This is a genomic window from Amycolatopsis sp. NPDC051373 (genome assembly GCF_040689465.1).
GTDB lineage: Bacteria > Actinomycetota > Actinomycetes > Mycobacteriales > Pseudonocardiaceae > Amycolatopsis.
Window position 1 is genome coordinate 28,238 of record NZ_JBFBAE010000034.1, and the last position, 16,816, is coordinate 45,053.

General features: G+C 69.2%; 14 protein-coding genes and 1 pseudogene. 8 read left to right on the forward strand and 7 right to left on the reverse strand.

The window, feature by feature from the left end; genetic code table 11:
- Positions 1-77: 77 nt before the first annotated feature.
- Entirely contained in the window at positions 78-1,805 is a 1,728-nt protein-coding gene (locus AB0383_RS42615) for a serine/threonine-protein kinase (RefSeq protein ID WP_366190260.1), read from the forward strand.
- A 938-nt stretch (positions 1,806-2,743) separates the two neighbouring features.
- A pseudogene (locus tag AB0383_RS42620) lies at positions 2,744-3,268 on the forward strand (AraC family transcriptional regulator); the annotation flags it as partial.
- Here AB0383_RS42620 and AB0383_RS42625 read toward each other — a convergent pair.
- Positions 3,219-4,787 carry a phospholipid carrier-dependent glycosyltransferase gene (locus tag AB0383_RS42625; protein WP_364182043.1) on the reverse strand — a complete coding sequence of 523 codons (1,569 nt, stop codon included), beginning with the start codon at positions 4,785-4,787 and terminating at the stop codon, positions 3,219-3,221. The pseudogene AB0383_RS42620 and the gene AB0383_RS42625 overlap by 50 nt on opposite strands.
- A 54-nt stretch (positions 4,788-4,841) precedes the next feature.
- Here AB0383_RS42625 and rsmI point away from each other — a divergent pair, with 54 nt between their 5' ends.
- Positions 4,842-5,669, forward strand: coding sequence for a 16S rRNA (cytidine(1402)-2'-O)-methyltransferase (gene rsmI, locus AB0383_RS42630; protein WP_366190261.1), 828 nt, complete (start codon positions 4,842-4,844; stop codon positions 5,667-5,669).
- Between the two features lie 194 nt (positions 5,670-5,863).
- Positions 5,864-6,055, forward strand: a complete 192-nt coding sequence (locus tag AB0383_RS42635; protein WP_366190262.1) for a hypothetical protein — start codon at positions 5,864-5,866, stop codon at positions 6,053-6,055.
- A gap of 105 nt (positions 6,056-6,160) precedes the next feature.
- On the opposite strand, the gene AB0383_RS42640 is transcribed toward AB0383_RS42635, so the two are convergent.
- Positions 6,161-6,631: a QsdR family transcriptional regulator gene (locus tag AB0383_RS42640; protein WP_364182035.1), complete on the reverse strand. Its 471-nt coding sequence runs from the start codon at positions 6,629-6,631 to the stop codon at positions 6,161-6,163.
- A gap of 169 nt (positions 6,632-6,800) precedes the next feature.
- Here AB0383_RS42640 and AB0383_RS42645 point away from each other — a divergent pair, with 169 nt between their 5' ends.
- A complete protein-coding gene (locus AB0383_RS42645) occupies positions 6,801-7,760 on the forward strand; it encodes an NADPH:quinone oxidoreductase family protein (protein ID WP_366190263.1) in 960 nt (319 codons plus the stop codon).
- 1 nt (position 7,761) lies between these two features.
- Here AB0383_RS42645 and AB0383_RS42650 read toward each other — a convergent pair whose 3' ends face one another.
- The 5 genes from AB0383_RS42650 to AB0383_RS42670 form a co-directional block, all read right to left on the reverse strand.
- Positions 7,762-9,015, reverse strand: a complete 1,254-nt coding sequence (locus tag AB0383_RS42650; protein ID WP_366190264.1) for an aminodeoxychorismate synthase component I — start codon at positions 9,013-9,015, stop codon at positions 7,762-7,764.
- Positions 9,016-9,049: 34 nt separating this feature from the next.
- Positions 9,050-9,661 carry a GH25 family lysozyme gene (locus tag AB0383_RS42655; protein WP_364182027.1) on the reverse strand — a complete coding sequence of 204 codons (612 nt, stop codon included), beginning with the start codon at positions 9,659-9,661 and terminating at the stop codon, positions 9,050-9,052.
- Between the two features lie 95 nt (positions 9,662-9,756).
- Positions 9,757-10,521: an ABC transporter permease gene (locus AB0383_RS42660; protein ID WP_364182024.1), complete on the reverse strand. Its 765-nt coding sequence runs from the start codon at positions 10,519-10,521 to the stop codon at positions 9,757-9,759.
- Positions 10,511-11,503, reverse strand: coding sequence for an ATP-binding cassette domain-containing protein (locus AB0383_RS42665; protein WP_366190265.1), 993 nt, complete (start codon positions 11,501-11,503; stop codon positions 10,511-10,513). The genes AB0383_RS42660 and AB0383_RS42665 overlap by 11 nt, the downstream gene beginning before the upstream one ends.
- A gap of 92 nt (positions 11,504-11,595) precedes the next feature.
- Positions 11,596-12,183, reverse strand: coding sequence for a helix-turn-helix transcriptional regulator (locus AB0383_RS42670; protein WP_364182021.1), 588 nt, complete (start codon positions 12,181-12,183; stop codon positions 11,596-11,598).
- Between the two features lie 61 nt (positions 12,184-12,244).
- Between AB0383_RS42670 and metG the strand changes: the two genes are divergently transcribed.
- The 3 genes from metG to AB0383_RS42685 all read left to right on the forward strand — a co-directional run bounded on the left by metG (position 12,245) and on the right by AB0383_RS42685 (position 16,785).
- Positions 12,245-14,038: a methionine--tRNA ligase gene (gene metG, locus AB0383_RS42675; RefSeq protein WP_354875078.1), complete on the forward strand. Its 1,794-nt coding sequence runs from the start codon at positions 12,245-12,247 to the stop codon at positions 14,036-14,038.
- Between the two features lie 110 nt (positions 14,039-14,148).
- Positions 14,149-14,985: a TatD family hydrolase gene (locus AB0383_RS42680; protein ID WP_364182018.1), complete on the forward strand. Its 837-nt coding sequence runs from the start codon at positions 14,149-14,151 to the stop codon at positions 14,983-14,985.
- Between the two features lie 414 nt (positions 14,986-15,399).
- Positions 15,400-16,785, forward strand: a complete 1,386-nt coding sequence (locus AB0383_RS42685) for a transglycosylase family protein (protein ID WP_364182303.1) — start codon at positions 15,400-15,402, stop codon at positions 16,783-16,785.
- Positions 16,786-16,816: the final 31 nt, after the last annotated feature.

Genomic DNA, 16,816 nt, shown 5'->3' on the forward strand with positions numbered 1-16,816 from the left:
GTGCGTCCTAAGCTGGACTACGGAGTTCGGCCGCGTGGCGGTACCACGTGACCACCGAGAGTGAGGGGAACCAGGCGGTGAGCGGATTCGCGAGCGCGCTGCTCTCGTTCGCCCACACCCTGTTCGGCCCGGGGTTCTGCCCGGGTGACTGGGTTTGGGCGACGACCACAGCCGGTGCGCTCGTCGCGCTGTTCCCCGCGCTGGGGGCGCTGGTGGTGGCCATCGTCCGCAAGGGCACGGGCAACCGCTACGACGCGACGACGCTCACCGTGTTCGGGTTGATCGGCGTGGTCACCGTGCTGGTGCTGCCGTGGGTGCTGTCCAACGGCATCTCCGAGACGTTCCGTGCGATCAACGCTGGTGGCAGCGGCGGTCTGTCGCACGCCGAAGCCGCGTCGCTGAGCACCAACTACTGCTTCGCCGGCGTGCAGAAGACGTACCTGGGTGGGGGCAGCAACGTCTACGAGGCGCTGTTCTACAACCAGGGCCTCAAGCTGTCGTTCGGGATCTACCTGCTCGCGTTCACGGTGCTGCCCGCGGGCTCGCTGCTGTTCGTGATGCTGCAGGCGCGCACGGCGTTCCGGCGCGGGCCGAAGTGGCCGTCGCGGTTCTTCTGGATCCCGTTCGTGGTGATGGCGGTGGCGAGCGTCGGGATGACGGCCAACGTGGCCGTGCACTTCTGGCTCGGGTTCCTGCCGTTCAGCGTGCTGGGGTTGATCCCCGTCGGCCTGGTCGGGCCGCCGCCGTGGTCGGTGATCAACCGGCCGGAGCCGCGTCCGGAGCCGCGGCGGGAGCCGGAGCGTCCGGAGGTTTCGCAGGCCGCGCCGCGTCCGCAGCTGCCGCCGCCCCCGCCGCCTCCGATGAACAAGCCGTACCCGGCCACAGCGCTGGCTTCCGCACCCGAGCCCGGGTTGCTGGCCGCCGCTCCCGGTGCGGTCCCACCGCCACCCGGCTCGCGCGGCGCGGGCGGGAGTCGTTATCGACGCGTCCGCCGGCTCGGTCACGGCGGTTTCGGCACGGTCTGGGAAGCGGTCGACACGCAGCTCAACCGCACCGTCGCGCTGAAGATCGCGCACGCCCCCGACCGCGACACCGAGGAGCGCATGCAGCGCGAGGCTCGCGCGCTGGCCGCGGTGAACCACCCGAACTGCGTGAAGGTGTACGACCTCGTCGAGGAGCCCGACGGCCTCGCGCTCGTGATGGAGTATCTGGAGGGCCGCCCGCTCGCCGAGGTCGTCGACGGTCAGGGCCCCCTTGACGACGTCGCCGCCGGCCGCCTCTGGTCCACGATGGCCGGCGCCCTCGTCGCGGCCCACGAGAAGGGCGTGCTGCACCGCGACATCAAGCCGTCCAACATCGTCCTCGACCCGGCCGGTCTGGCGCACCTCATCGACTTCGGCATCGCCCGCAGCCAGGGCGACTCCAAGATGACCGCCACCGGCATGATGATCGGCACGCCCGACTTCGTCGCCCCGGAACAGGCCATGGGCGCGCAAGCCAGCCCGGCCTCCGACGCCTGGCAGCTCGCGGCGACCATCAGCTATGCGTTGACCGGCCAGCCTCCGCGCGGAACTCGGGAGACGCCGATGGCGGCCCTGATGGCGGCTGCGCGGGCGGAGCCTGTGTCCCGGCTGCCGGTGCGGTCTGCGCACGCGCGGATCTTGGGTGCTTCGCTGGATCCGGAACCGCGTCGTCGTCCGACGTTGAACGCGGTGCGCCGGGAGGTGGAGGGCTGGCTGTCGCGTGCCGGGAAGTCTCCGGACGGCCCGGTGACGCAGATCGTCCCGCGGCGGCTGCACCGCTGATATTCGGTGGCGGTGGGTGGGATGATCGGGGCATGACGCTTCGAAGGGGCCATGGCGCGTAGACCGCCTGCCGCCGTCCGGGCCGGTTTGCCCGTGCGATCTCGTCCGTGTCACCGGTTCTCCACGATTCCCGGGTTACCGCGCTGGGTTTTGCTCGACGTGCACCGCGTCGAAGCGACGGTGCTGCATCCCGGCGACGTCGCCGCCGCGCTCCGCGGTCTGCGACGGCATGTCCACAACCCCTGGCGCCTCGAGGTGCACCGCGTCGACGACTGCCCCTGCGGGGAGAACCTGATACGCTGGAATCGGCCCTCCAAGCCCTGCCGCGCCCCAGCCGCGCCGCCCTGCGCTCACTCATCAGACCGCTCGACGCCGAGCTGCGCCGCCGGACCGTGCTCGACTACTCGGCCCCGCCTGAGTGGCCCTGGTGGCGGCGGCGCAGGCCCCGCGGGACGCGTGGTCATGGCGCGTAGACCACCGGCGTCCGTCCGGGCCGGCCTGCCGGTCAGACCGCGCAGCGGCCGGCAGTTCTCGACGATCCCCGGGTTGCCGCCCTGGGTTCTTGCCGACGTCCATCGCGTTGAGGCGAGGGAATTGCGTCCCGGCGCAGTCGGCCGGGCCGTTCGTGACCTGCGGGGTTACGCACGCGACGCCCACCGCAACGGCTCGTCCGAGACCCTCGGCTGCCCCTGCTGCGAGCCCGGGACCCGGTGGACGCTGGAGGAGGCGCTGCGCGCGTTGCCGCCGCGCAGCCGAGCCGCACTGCGGGCAGTGCTGCGACCGATCGACGACGAGGTCCGGCGCAAAACCCTGCCAAACCCGACCGCACCGCCGGACCGGCCGTGGTGGGAGCGGCGTATCGCCTATCCGGCGTCCGGGAGAAAGGGCCATGGCGCGTAAGCCACCATCTGCCGTCCGCGCTCGCCTGCGGGTCACAGCGCTGTCCCGTCACGTGGGCGCAGCCGCGGATCGTCGCGGTGGGACCGCTGCTGCGTGAGCTGCTGGAGTACCTCACGGGCAACCCCGAGCCGGACGCCCGTGAACGCGCCGAGGCCGTGGTGTTCGACGTGCTGGAGCCGGTGGACGTCGCGCCGATCGTGGTGCCGTCGCCGGAGGATCCGCGGGCGCGTGACGTGGAGGCGATGGTGCTCGCCGATCCCGCCGACCGACGCGGGCTGGCCGAGCTGGGCCGCGCCGTCGGAGCGAGCGAGCGGACGCTGGCGCGTGCGTTCGTGCGCGACTGCCGCGTGACGTTCGGGACCTGGCGCACGCAGGCGCGGCTGCGGGCGTCGCTGCCGTTGCTCGCCGAAGGCCTGCCGATGACGACCGTCGCGCACCGGGTGGGGTACGCGACGGCGAGCGCGTTCGTCGCGGCGTTCCGGCGCGCCGTCGGGGTGCCGCCAGGCGCCTACTTCACCGCCACGAAGGCAACCACATCTCCGCGTTCCATTGCGCGGTCGTGATCGGCACCCCGTTGAGGATCGGCCACAGCCACACGAAGTTCGCCACCACGAGTCCCGTGTAGAGCGCCACGACGAGCAGCCCGGTGCCCCGGCGCTCGAACCCGCGCCGGGCGCCGCCGAGGATCTGGCCCAGCACCAGTACGAGGCCGAGCACCAGGAACGGCGCCATCGGCGTGGCGTAGAAGAAGTACATCTGCCGGTCGATGTTCGTGAACCACGGGAGCAGTCCGGCGAAGTAGGCCGTGAGCACGGCGGCGTAGCGCCAGTCGGCGCGGAAAATCCAGCGCCACAGGCCCCAGCCGAGCATCGGCAGCGCGAGCCACCACATCGCGGGCGTGCCGATCAGCATCGTCGCGCCGACGCAGCGCGACTCGCCGCAACCGGTGACGGCGCCGTCGTAGTAGTAGAGCATCGGGCGCAGGCCCATGGGCCACGTCCACGGCTTCGACTCCCACGGGTGCGGGTTGTCCTTGGGGGTCAGCAGCGTCTCGTGGAAGTGCAGGACGTTGAGCGTGTAGTCGCCGAGTGAGCGCAACGCGGGCGGCACCCAGGCGAACAGGCCGGGGTCGATGTCCTTGATCTCGGTGTAGTGCCGGTCGGTGGCCGTCTCGCTGGCGAACCACGCCCAGAACGCGGCCAAGTACATCAGCAGCGGGATCGCGACGATCGCCCACAACGCCGGCGCGACGTCCCGCCGGATCGTCCCCATCCACGGCCGCTCGACACCCGCCGCCCGCCGCGCCGCGACGTCGAAGAACACCGTGAGCAGCCCGAACGCCGCGATGTAGTACAGCGCCGACCACTTCACGCCGAACGTCAGCCCGATCATCAGGCCCGCGGCGAAGCGCCACCAGCGGAACCCGAGCTTGGGCCCCCACACCGACTCGTTGGCCCAGCCCTCACGCACCGCGACCGCCAGCCGCTGCCGCACCTGGTCGCGGTCGCACAGCACACACGCGAACGCCGCCAGCACGAACAGCGCGATGAAGATGTCGAGCATCCCCATGCGCGACTGCAGGTGCAGCACGCCGTCGCTGATCACGAGGACGCCCGCGATGCCGCCGAGCAGCGTCGAGCGCGTGAGCCGCCGCGCGATGCGGATGGTGAGCAGGATGATCAGCGTGCCCGCGAGCGCCGGCATGATGCGCCAGCCCCAGCCGTTGTATCCGAACAGCCACTCGCCGATCGCGATGAAGTCCTTCGCCAGCGGCGGGTGCACGATGAGCTCGTAGCCGGCGTTGTCCTCGTACCCGCCGTTGCGCAGCATCTGAGCCGCCTGGGGCACGTAGTGCTTCTCGTCGAACACCGGCGTGCCGTGATCGGTGGGCACCCCGAGGTTCTGCAGGCGCACGACGCCGCCGATCACCGTGAGGATCAGCGTGACGAGCCAGCCGCGCAAGCGGTCGCTCGGCATGCCACGGCCCAGCAGCGTGGCCACGCGGTCGGTCGGCGGACGCAGCGCGTCGACCGGGTCCGGCCGCACGCTCTCGTCGTCGGGACGGGTCAGCAGCGCGGTCACGGGGCCTGATACTACGACCCTGGGTGTGATGGTCGTGTCGTTAGGCTGGCGGGCATGGGACGTCTCGTGCTCGCCGCCACCCCGCTGGGCGACCCGGGTGACGCTTCGCCGCGCCTGGTCTCCGCCCTGGCCTCGGCGGACGTCATCGCCGCCGAGGACACCCGCCGCCTGCGCTCACTGGCCGCGGCCTTGGGCGTCACCCCTTCCGGGCGCGTGGTGTCCTTCTACGAGGACGTGGAGGTGTCCCGGCTGCCTCGCTTGCTGGAGGCCTTGCACTCCGGCGAGACGGTGCTGCTGGTGACGGACGCCGGCATGCCCTCGGTGTCCGACCCGGGCTTCCGCCTGGTTGCGGCTTGCGTCGAGGCGGATATCCCGGTGACCTGTCTGCCAGGCCCGTCCGCGGTGACGACGGCGTTGGCTTTGTCCGGTTTGCCTTGTGACCGGTTCTGCTTCGAGGGCTTCGCGCCGCGGAAGCCGGGGGAGCGTTCCCGGTGGTTCGCTTCGCTGGCTTCCGAGCCTCGGACGGTGGTGTTCTTCGAGTCGCCGCACCGGGTGGGGTCTCTGCTGGCGGACGCTGCTGCGGCTTTGGGTGCTTCTCGTCGGGCTGCTGTGTGTCGTGAGCTGACCAAGACGTACGAAGAGGTCAAACGGGGCACTCTGGCTGAGCTGGCTTCGTGGGCTGCAGATGGGGTTCGCGGTGAGATCACCGTCGTGCTGGAGGGGGCTGTGGCGCCCGAGGTGTCGGTTTCGGACCTCGTGGGCGAGGTTTCCGCCCGGGTGGCGGCCGGGGAGCGGCTGAAGGCAGTGGCGGCCGAGGTGGCGGAGGGGGCTGGGGTGTCTAAAAAGGACCTTTATGACGCTGTGGTCGCTTCTCGGAAGTGATCGACCTCAGCTTGCCCCGGGCGCAGGCGGGGATCTTCGTTGCTGACTGCGTTGGCGTGCGGGATCTACCAACTCGCCCTGGTTGTGAGCCGTGACGAGTCGGTGCGCTCGTTGCTGAGCATGCCACCCGGTCGCCACGCGAGGCGTGAGTTGGCGGAGTCGCCTTGGGAGGTCTTGAATTGGACCTACGGCGGATGAGTGATGAACACGATCTCCCCGAGTTCTCTGATGTTTCCACCCAGGATTTGGTGGGTCTGTTCGGAGACCTTGAAGAGCTGGTCGTTTCGTTGGCCAGGTTGATGTCCGGAATCGGCAGCGGCGCGGATCCTTCGATACTGGTTCAGTACATGGCTGATCGTTCGATCCGTGCACGTTTGGCGCCGTGACGTGGGAGACGTGTTGGCGCCTTCGATCGGGGAAGCGGCTGTCGAATGTGTCGCCGAGAGCCAGTACCGATACTCAGAACGGAATTGAACGTAGTGGTGCGGCGGTCAGCTGAGTAACGCGGACACCGCAGCCCGCGCCTTCTCTGCGTCGGGTTCTTCGCCGGTGATCACGTCCGTGTAGATGAAGGACTCGCCGAGGCGGACGAGGACGTAGGCGAGGTCCGGCAGCGGCAATGGGGGAGTCAACCGGCCTGCTGAGGTTTCCGTTGTCAGGAGGTCGAGGAGCTGGGCGATGGTTCGCGACTGGACCACGCTCGCCTTGGTGGTCAAAAGTCGCAACGCCCGTTCCGGTTCACGCTGCAAGAAGGCGCGGAAGGCCGGCGACGAGTTGACCGTCGAAACAAACGAACCGATGGCATCCGCCACTCCGGCCCCGCCGCGGCCGGTGAAGGTGACGGCGTTGAACACCAGGGAAGTCTCGGCCCACAAGATCTCCGCCAGCAGGTGGTCGCGGCTGCCGACCCAGCGGTGGAGGGTGGCGCGGGAGACGCCGAGCGCCAGCGCCAGTTCGCGCATGTCCACGCGGCGGCCCGCGGCGAACCACGAGCGCGCCAGGGCAAACGCGGAAGCCGCGTCCGGGCGGGAGGGGAAGGGCGTGTCGATGAGGTGAGACGTTACCACGGAGTGTCGCACCGATGAGACATCTGGCAGAATGTCTCATCACCCGACGACGAAAGAAGAAGCCATGCGTGCTGTGCAGGTGACCGAGTTCGGCGGTCCCGAGGTCCTCACCCCGGTCGAGCTGCCGGAGCCGACGCCCCAAACCGGGCAGGTGCTGATCGACGTGGATCGCGTCGGGGTGAACTACGCGGATACGCATCAGGCGGAGAACTCGTATCTGGCGCCGAGCAAGTTGCCGCTGGTGCCGGGCGGCGAGGTGGTCGGGCGGACGCAGGACGGGAAGCGGGTCGTTGCGCTGCTCAACGGTGGGGGTGGCTACGCGGAGAAGGCCGTCGCCGAGGAGGCGATGGCGTTCGAGGTGCCCGAGGGCGTCGATGATCTCAACGCGCTGTCCATGCTGGTCCAGGGTGCGACCGCGTGGATCCTGCTGCGCAAGAACGCCCACCTGCAGCCCGGTGAGTCCGTGGTCGTCCACGCGGCGGCGGGCGGGGTCGGGTCGATCGCGGTGCAGCTGGCGAAGGTGTGGGGCGCGGGGCGGGTCATCGCGACGGCCAGCAGCGAGGAGAAGCGTGACCTCGCACTGGAGCTCGGCGCCGACGTCGCGGTCGACTCCCGAGCCGAGAACATGACCGAGACGCTCATGCAGGCCAACGGCGGCAAGCGCATCGACATCGTCCTCGACATGGTCGGCGGCACGACCACGGATCAGAGCATCGCGGCGCTGGCCCCGTTCGGCCGTCTCGCGTTCTACGGCATGGCCGGCCGCCAGCAGCCCAAGCCTGTCGAGCTGCGCAACCTGCTCGGCCACAGCACCACCGTCACCGGCATGTGGCTGCCACACGTCTTCCGCCTGCCCGGCAACGTCTTCGGCACCGCCCTGACTGAGCTCTTCACCCTGATTCAGGACGGCAAGCTCCGCGCCATCGCCGGCGGCGAGTACGCCCTCGCCGACGCCCGCGCGGCCCACGAAGCCCTCCGCTCCCGCGGCACGGTCGGTAAGCTCCTGCTGGATCCCCGCAAGTGAGCTAAACCGCAGGTGGAGTGGCCAGGAGAGCTTCCAGAGGCGCAGCCTTGTGAAGACACTCCTGCCACTCCGCCGCGCTGTCCGAGTCGGCCGTGATACCGCCGCCGACGCCGAGGGAGATCTGCCCGGACGGCGAAATCTCGAAGGTGCGGATGGCGACGTTCAGCTCGAGCCCGGCCACCGGAGACAGCATCCCGACTGCGCCCGTGTAGACGCCGCGCGCTGCCGGTTCCAGCAAAGTGATCTCGTCCAGAGCCCGGATCTTCGGCGCCCCCGTGACTGAGCCTGGCGGGAAAGTCGCGGCCAACAAAGCAGAGTCCGAAACACCTGCCGGCAACACGCCCTCCACTGTGGACGCCAGATGCCACACCCCGGGCGCCGGCGACACCGTCAGCAACGACGGCACCACTACGCTCCCGACCGCGCACACCCGCCCCAGGTCGTTGCGCACCAGGTCGGTGATCATCACGTTCTCGGCGACGTCCTTGGCCGACTGCCGCAGCAGCAGGGCGTTGCCGTCGTCAGCCGGGCCCCGACGCGGCAAAGTCCCCTTGATCGGCACGGAAACAACCTGCCGTCCGTGCCGTGCCAGGAACAGCTCGGGCGACAGTGACACCACGGAACCCCAGTCGCCGGCAACAAAAGCTGCCCGCGTAGGCGACAACCGGCGTACGCCCTCCGCGAACAAAGCTGCGGCAGAGCCCGAAAAAGTTCCCGTGAACCGCGTGCAGATGTTCGCCTGAAAAAGCTCCCCGGCCTCAATCGCGGAAACGCACGACTTCACCGCCTGCTCATGCGAAGCAGCCGAAGGGCGCTCCAACGTGGAAGCCGCCCACGACAGCGAAGCAGGCCCGCCCAACGCCTGCTCCACAGTGGACAACAACGGCGCAGGATCATCCGCCAACGACTCGAACCAGCAGTCGCCGGAAAGATCCCACCGCAGCACGTGATCCGCCCACCCCCACGCAGAAGCAGGCACCCCCGTGGAGCGGCCAGAAGGATCCGCCGAGTCGTAAGACAGATACCCGAACCACCCACCCCCGACGCCCCCCGCCGGTGCATCAAGAGAGAACCCCACCGGAAACGGAGAAGAAGACACCCCCACAAACGGCGCCACCACCGCCGCGGACCCGAACCACGACCCGCACAACGCCGCCGGCTCCGGAAACCCCCGCGAAGCAGCAAACGCGGACAACAGCACCACGGCCCGTGAAGGTGTCACGTCCGTCGCCAGCCGCTGTCGGGAGAAGCGCACCCACACATCTTGCCAAGCGCCCCCGGCAAGAAATTCAAAGCAGTACGTCAGACATCGTGAATGGATAGACCACAGCGTCCTGCGCCACCGGTCCCGCCACGCCCGGCAGCGCGGAGAACGCGTGCTGGTGCAACCCCAGTCGCGCGTGGAACCAGCCGGCGCGGCCGGGGATGCCGTTGTGGCGCACGAGCCAGAGCACCACGTCGGGGTCGGCCCAGCGGTCGGGGTGCAGGCGGTGGGCCCAGCAGTCGTGGCCGGCGTACACGAGCACGCGGCGGATCCGGGCCGCGTGGCGCACGTGCTTGATCCACGCCTTCACGAACCGATCGTCGACACTCAAGGCGTCGACCTCCAGAGCGGGCGCCAACGACCCGGGCGCGAAAGCCCCGAGCTTGCTCGCCGTCCGCACGAAGTGGTCGGCCTGGTCGTGCACGGCGCCCGGCCGCGCGAAGTGGCGCGCGCCCGTGTGGAGGCCGGCGTGCTGGGCCGCGGTGAGCATCCGTTCGGCGCCCGGGTCGCGCCAGTTCACGTTCTCGCTGATCGTGACCGACGCGAAGCGGACGTCGGCGGCGCGCACCGCCGCCCAATCGAGCACCTGCTCGCGATGGGTGAGGGTGAGCCCACGCTCGCTCTCCGGTTCGGTCACGCTGCGCCAGCCCCACGTCCGGTGAAGTGAAAGGCCACCCTACGTCGGCAAACGCGACGCCGCACCGAAGAAACCCCGGCGTGTCCAGCCTCCGATCAGGCGTTTTCCCGCTGGAACGTGCGTGTGCCCCACCAGATCGCGAGCACGGCCATCACGAGCACCACCACGCTGCCCGTGAACAACGCGTCCATGGAGTAGTCGCCGCGGAAGCTGTTGCGCTCCACGTCCACCACGTGCCGGAACGGGTTGATCTGCGAAATCGTGTACAGCCACTTCGGCGCCAGCCCGGCCGTGATCGGGATGAGGATCCCGGACAGCAGGAGCAGCGGCATGAGCACGGCGTTGAGCAGCGCGGGGAACGACTCCTCGCTCTTCAACGTGAGCGCCAGCGCGTACGAGCACGAGGCCAGCGTCAACGCCAGCAGGAACACGATCAGCAGGCTCAGCAGCACCCCGCCCACCGGCGCGTCGAGGTCGAACACCAGGTACGCGAGCACGATGATCAGCACCGACTGCACCACCGCCTGCAACGCGTTGGCCAGCACCTTCCCGAGCAGCAGCGCGGCGCGGCTCACCGGCGTGACGCGCAGCCGCTCGACCACGCCGGAGCGGTAGTCGGCCAGCAGCGAGAACCCGACGAACGAGCTGCCGAACAGCGCCAGCTGCGCGATGAGCGCGGGCGTGAGCACCATCCAGCCGTCGACGTCGGACATCCCCTGCGCGTTGAGCGTCTTCACGAGCAACGGCCCGAAGAAGAACAGGTACAACAGCGGCTGCATGATCCCGATCAGCAGCCACGCGGGATTGCGCAGCGCCGCGGTCATGTCGCGGCGGAAGATCAGCCACGTGTCAAGCAACACCGGACACCTCCGGGGAACTCGGCTGCTCGGCGTCGCGCAGGGTCCGGCCGGTCAGCGTGAGGAACACGTCGTCGAGTGTCGGGCGCGTGACCTGCATGGACTCCATCACGATGCCCTTCGCGTCGAGCGCGCGCAGCAGCTCCGGCATGGCCGTGTCGCCGCGCGGCACGCGGAAGCGGATCAACCCGTCCGCCACGTCGAACTCGTGCGCACCCGCCAGCTGCCGGGCGACGTCGGCGGCCTCCGTCGTCACGGCCGGGTCGACGCCGATGACCACGCCGTCGCCGGAAACCCGGGACTTCAGCGAATCGGGCGTGCCCTCGGCGACGATCCGGCCGTCGTCGATCACGATCAGCCGGTCGGCCAAAGCGTCGGCCTCGTCGAGGTAGTGCGTGGTCAGGAAGATCGTCACGCCGTGCTCCGCGCGCAGCCGGCGGATGTGGTCCCACAGGTTCGCGCGGCTCTGCGGGTCGAGCCCGGTCGAGGGCTCGTCGAGGAACACGAGGCCCGGGTTGTGCACGAGCCCGAGCACGATGTCGAGCCGGCGCCGCTGACCCCCGGACAGCGTCTTCGTGAGCCTCTGGTACAGCCCCGCGAGGTCGAGCTGCTCGCTCAGCACCGCGCCGCGCGCGATCGCGTCGGCCTTCGACATGCCGTAGAGCCGGCCCTGCAGCTCGATCTCCTCGGCGACGCGCACCTCCGGCGACGCGCCCCCGCCCTGCGCGACGTAGCCGATGTTGCGCCGGACCCCCAGCGGATCGGCGAGCAGGTCGTGCCCGCCGACGGTCGCCGTCCCGGCCGACGGTTTCAGCAGCGTGGTGAGCATGCGCAGGGTCGTCGTCTTGCCCGCCCCGTTCGGGCCGAGGAACCCCACCAGCTCGCCGGCCTCCACGTCGAGGTCGACCCCCTTCACGGCGTGCACTTCACCGCCGCCTCGGCCCTTGCGGCGAAACCGCCGCTCGAGACCGCGTGCCGTGATCATGAAGAACCCCTCTCCTCCCAGAGATCAACTAGTCAAAGTTGACTAATCGAAGAGCGCACAGTGCCGGAGTCGCGAACGCTAGTCAAATTTGATTACTCCGAGAGCTTGCGGAACAACGGTTGGGCGTCGTCAGCCATCACGTACTCGCCCTTCTCCAGGCGCTCGATCAGGTTCTCCAGCCACGTGTGGCTCGCCCCCGCGATGCCCGCCCGCAGCCGGAACAGCTCCACGACGTGCGCCGGCTGGCCCCAGTCGGCCTGATCGTCGAGCATCAGCCGCGCCCGCCGTTCCTCACCTTCGAGGTGCACGAGCCGCTGCCGCAACAGGCTGATCGCGTGCTGGCGGGGCAGCGCGGGCATGAGCCCGATGCCGGCCGACATCTCCGGATGACCCACCTCGGGATCGGACAACGCCCGGGTCAGCAGCAGCTGGAACTCCTGCTCGCCGTCGTCGGTGAGCCGGTAGGCGACGCGGTCGGGCCCCGAGTCGCCCGGCTCGACGTCCACCTTCTCCAACAGGTTCTCGGCCGTCATCTTCTTCAGCGCGTGGTAGATCGAACCCGGCTGGACGTTCGCCCACTTCTCCGCCGACCACGTGAGCAGCTCCCGGCGCACCTGGTAGCCGTGCGCCCGGCCGAACATGCGCACGACCCCGAGCACGAGCAGACGCGTCGCCGACACCGCTTCTCCCTTCGCGTACCGCCCACAAACGCCTTGGACGGTTTCCGTAGGCTAAACAGGTATGAGCACCTCTGTGTTGACAGCGGTGGCCTGGCCCTACGCCAACGGCCCCCGCCACATCGGCCACGTATCCGGATTCGGCGTCCCGTCCGACGTCTTCTCCCGTTACCAGCGAATGGCCGGCAACCGGGTGCTCATGGTGTCCGGGACCGACGAGCACGGCACTCCGATCACCGTCCAGGCCGACAACGAGGGCCTCACCCCGCAGCAGACCGCCGACAAGTACACCCGTCAGATCGACGAGGACCTGCGCGGTCTCGGCCTGTCCTACGACCTGTTCACGCGCACGTCCACCGGCAACCACGCCGAGGTCACGCAGCAGATCTTCCTCGCGCTCAACCGCAACGGGTATGTGGTCCCGAAGACCACGCGCGGCGCGATCAGCCCGTCGACCGGGCGCACGCTGCCCGACCGCTACGTCGAGGGCACCTGCCCGATCTGCGGTTACGAGTTCGCGCGTGGCGACCAGTGCGACAACTGCGGCAACCAGCTCGACGCCGCCGAGCTGATCAACCCGCACTCGCGCATCAACGGCGAGACGCCGAAGTTCGTCGAGACCGAGCACTACTTCCTCGACCTGCCGGCGTTCACCAAGACGCTCGGCGACTGGCTGTCGACGAAGAACGACTGGCGCCCGAACGTCCTCAACTTCACCAAGAACCTCATCGACGACATGCGGCCGCGCCCGATCACGCGCGACCTCGACTGGGGCGTGAAGATCCCGCTCGACGGCTGGCGCGACCAGTCGATGAAGCGCTTCTACGTGTGGTTCGACGCCGTGATCGGCTACTTCTCCGCCAGCGTCGAGTGGGCGCGGCGCACCGGCAACCCAGACGCGTGGCAGGAGTGGTGGAACAACGCCGACGCCCGCTCCTACTACTTCATGGGCAAGGACAACATCACCTTCCACGCCCAGATCTGGCCGGCGCTGTTGCTCGGCCACAACGGCGAGGGCGACCACGGCGGCCAGGCGGGCAAGTACGGCAAGCTGCACCTGCCGGACGAGATCGTGTCCAGCGAGTTCCTCACCATGAGCGGCTCGAAGTTCTCCACCTCGCGCGGCACGGTCATCTACGTGCACGACTTCCTGCGCGAGTTCGGCCCCGACGCGCTGCGCTACTTCATCTCCGTGGCGGGCCCGGAGACGCAGGACACCGACTTCACGTGGGACGAGTTCGTCCGCCGCACCAACTTCGAGCTGGCCAACGAGTGGGGCAACCTCGTGAACCGCTCGATCTCGATGGCGCACAAGAACGTCGGCGCCATCCCGCGGCCCGACGCGCCCACGGCGGCCGACGAGGAGCTGAAGGCGTTGTCGCGCAAGGCGTTCGACGTCGCCGGCGCCCACCTGGGCCGCTCGCGCTTCAAGGCGGCGGCGTCGGAGGCGATGCGCGTGGTCACGGCCGCCAACCGGTACCTGTCGGACCAGGAGCCGTGGAAGCTCAAGGACGATCCCGCGCGCCGCGACAGCGTGCTGCACACCGCGTTGCAGGTGGTCAGCGACGCGAACACGCTGCTCACGCCGTTCCTGCCGCACTCGGCGCAGAAGGTGCACGAGGCGCTCGGCGGCACCGGCGTGTGGGCCGCGCAGCCGGAGCTGCAGGAGGTCGAGGACCTCGACATCCCGGGCCGGATCAACCCGATCCTCACCGGTGACTACGCGGGCGAGCAGGCCAAGTGGGAGTCGCGGCCGATCGAGGTCGGTCGTCCCCTGCAGAAGCCGACGCCGCTGTTCACCAAGCTCGACCCGAAGCTCGGTGAAGACGGCCCCGACTGGGCGCCGATCGTCAAGTAAGTATGACTAGCTGGCCAAAACCAGCCGACGTTGACAACCACTGCGCGAGATCGCGCCGGCTTGGGGCGATCTCGCACGCGGCGGCGGAGCCGACGCAGTAAATTCACAGCATGGGTGAAGACAAGCGCGAACTGCCGCCGATTCCCGACCGCCTGCCCGCCGCGGTCGTGGACGCCCACACCCACCTCGACGCCTGCGGGGCGGTGACCGCCGCCGACGTGACGGCCATGGTCGACCGCGCCGAACGCGCCGGTGTGGCCCGTGTCGTCACGGTCGCCGACGACCTCGCCTCCGCGCGCTGGGCCGTCGACGCGTCCACGTGGGACGGGCGCGTGTTCGCCGCCGTGGCGATCCATCCCACGCGTACCAAGGAGTTCTCCGACGCGGACAAGTCCGAAGTGGAGCGTCTGGCGTCGGCCGAGCGCGTGGTCGCCGTCGGCGAGACCGGCCTCGACTACTACTGGGACTACTCACCGCACGACGCCCAGCAGGACGCGTTCCGCTGGCACATCGACCTCGCCAAGCGCCTCGGCAAGACGCTGATGATCCACGACCGCGACGCCCACGAGGACGTGCTGCGCATCCTGGACGAAGAGGGCGCACCGGACACCGTCGTCTTCCACTGCTTCTCCGGCGACGAGCACATCGCCCGCCGTTGCCTCGACAAGGGCTACGTGCTCTCGTTCGCCGGCACCGTCACCTTCAAGAACGCCCGCGGGCTCCACGAGGCCGCTCGGCTCGCGCCGGCAGGGCAATACCTCGCCGAGACCGACGCGCCGTTCCTGACCCCCCACCCGTTCCGTGGGCGCCCGAACGAGCCCTACTGCACCGCCTACACCGTCCGGCACCTCGCGGCGCTGAGGGGCGAAGCGGTCCACGAAGTGGCCGAAGCGGTCCGGACCACCGCCGAGCACGTCTACCAATTGCCCAGTGTCACAACGGGTTGAACGGATTGCGACGTTCGGGGAATGCGGTAGCCCACACTGACGAGTGACACAGGTCACGACACTCCGGGGGGTGTTTGCGCAACCCGGCGACCTCCGTTACTGTCCCGTGATCGTGCCGGTCGGAACCGCAGACGCGGATCCGGCTGATACGCCCACAGTCACGTCAGTGCACGTCGGGGAAGCGGCACCGAGGTTGGTACGACTCGGGACCGTGACGATGGCGCTGACTGGGGGTGTCGGACTTGAGAGGCGCGCCGAATGGTGCGTCGCGACGAAGGAACAGGTCGTGGCGACACGTCCTGTCCTGGGAAAGGGAACGACCCAGTGACTGGTAGCAGGCAGGGTGCCTCGCGCCATAGCACCGAGAACCGTGGTGCTGCGCAGACCCTATTCTCTTCCGCTGGTTCGGTGGCCGTGCTCGAGCGAGAGCTCGACGACACCGCCTATGGAGAGCTTGAATTCTCCGACGAGCTGTATGTGACCCAACAGGATGTGCTCGCGGCCCTCGGGCCCGACGCCGACGCGATGATGGCCGAGATCGACGTCGACGTCGACGAGCTGATCCGCCTGATCAACGCCGAGACGACGATGCTCCCGCCGCTCGCCCTCCCGGACGAGCTCGCCGAGGACCGCACCGCTTCTCCGGAGGCCAAGAAGGCCGCCGTCGAGGACGGCCTGCGTGAGGCCACCCGCGTCTGGAAGCGCCGCTTCCTCAAGGGTGCCGTGCTGTCGGTCCTGATCGCCGTCGGCGGCGGCGGTGCCGCGGCGCTGGCGATGAACAAGAGCGTGACCGTCGACGTCGATGGTCACGAGGTCACCGTCCACAGCTACGGCGACACCGTCGGCGAGGTTCTGGAAGACGCCGGCCTTTCCGTCGGCGCCCACGACTCGCTTTCGCCCTCGCCGCAGGCCGAGGTCGGCGACGGCGGCGTCATCAAGCTCGAGCGCGGCCGTCAGCTGAACCTCGTCGTCGACGGTGTGTCCCGCCCGTCCTGGGTGCGCGCGACCACGCTCGGCGAGGCCATGACCCAGCTCGGCATGGCCGACATGATGGGCAAGGGCGCCTGGACCTCGATGCCGGGCACCGGCGAGCTGCCGCTCGAGGGCTCGACCGTGCAGGTCAAGACCCTCAAGCACATCACGCTCTTCGACGGCACCAACGCGCCGCGCCAGGTCGCCACCAACGCGGTGACCACCAAGGAGTTCCTCTCCGACTTCAAGATGAGCCTCGGCCCGGACGACGCGGTCGAGGGTGGTCTGGACGTCTCCCTCAAGGACGGCGCCGAAGTCCACGTCAGCCGCATGGGCGTCTCGATGGTCAACCAGCAGGAGACCATCGACCCCGACGTGCAGAAGGTCGACGACCCGACGCTCGAACAGGGCAAGACCACCGTTCAGGACCCGGGCACCGCGGGCCAGAAGATGGTGACCTACAAGGTCACCAAGAAGAACGGCGAAGAGATCTCCCGCGAGCAGGTCTCGGTGAAGGTCCTCCTCGAGGCCAAGCCGAAGATCCTCAAGGTGGGCACGAAAAAGCCTGCCGACCCGGCGATCGGCGACGGTTCCGCGTGGGACCGCATCGCGGCGTGCGAGGCCGGCGGCAACTGGGCCATCAACACCGGCAACGGCTACTACGGTGGCCTCCAGTTCGACAAGCAGACCTGGGACGCCTACGGCGGCGACCAGTACGCGTCGTACCCGAACCAGGCTTCGCGCGCCCAGCAGATCTCGATCGCCGAGAAGGTCCGCGACGCCCGCGGTGGCTACAGCGCCTGGCCGGTCTGCGGCAAGCGGGCCTGAGTTCCGCGGTTCCCGAGGCTCGGTAGGCTTC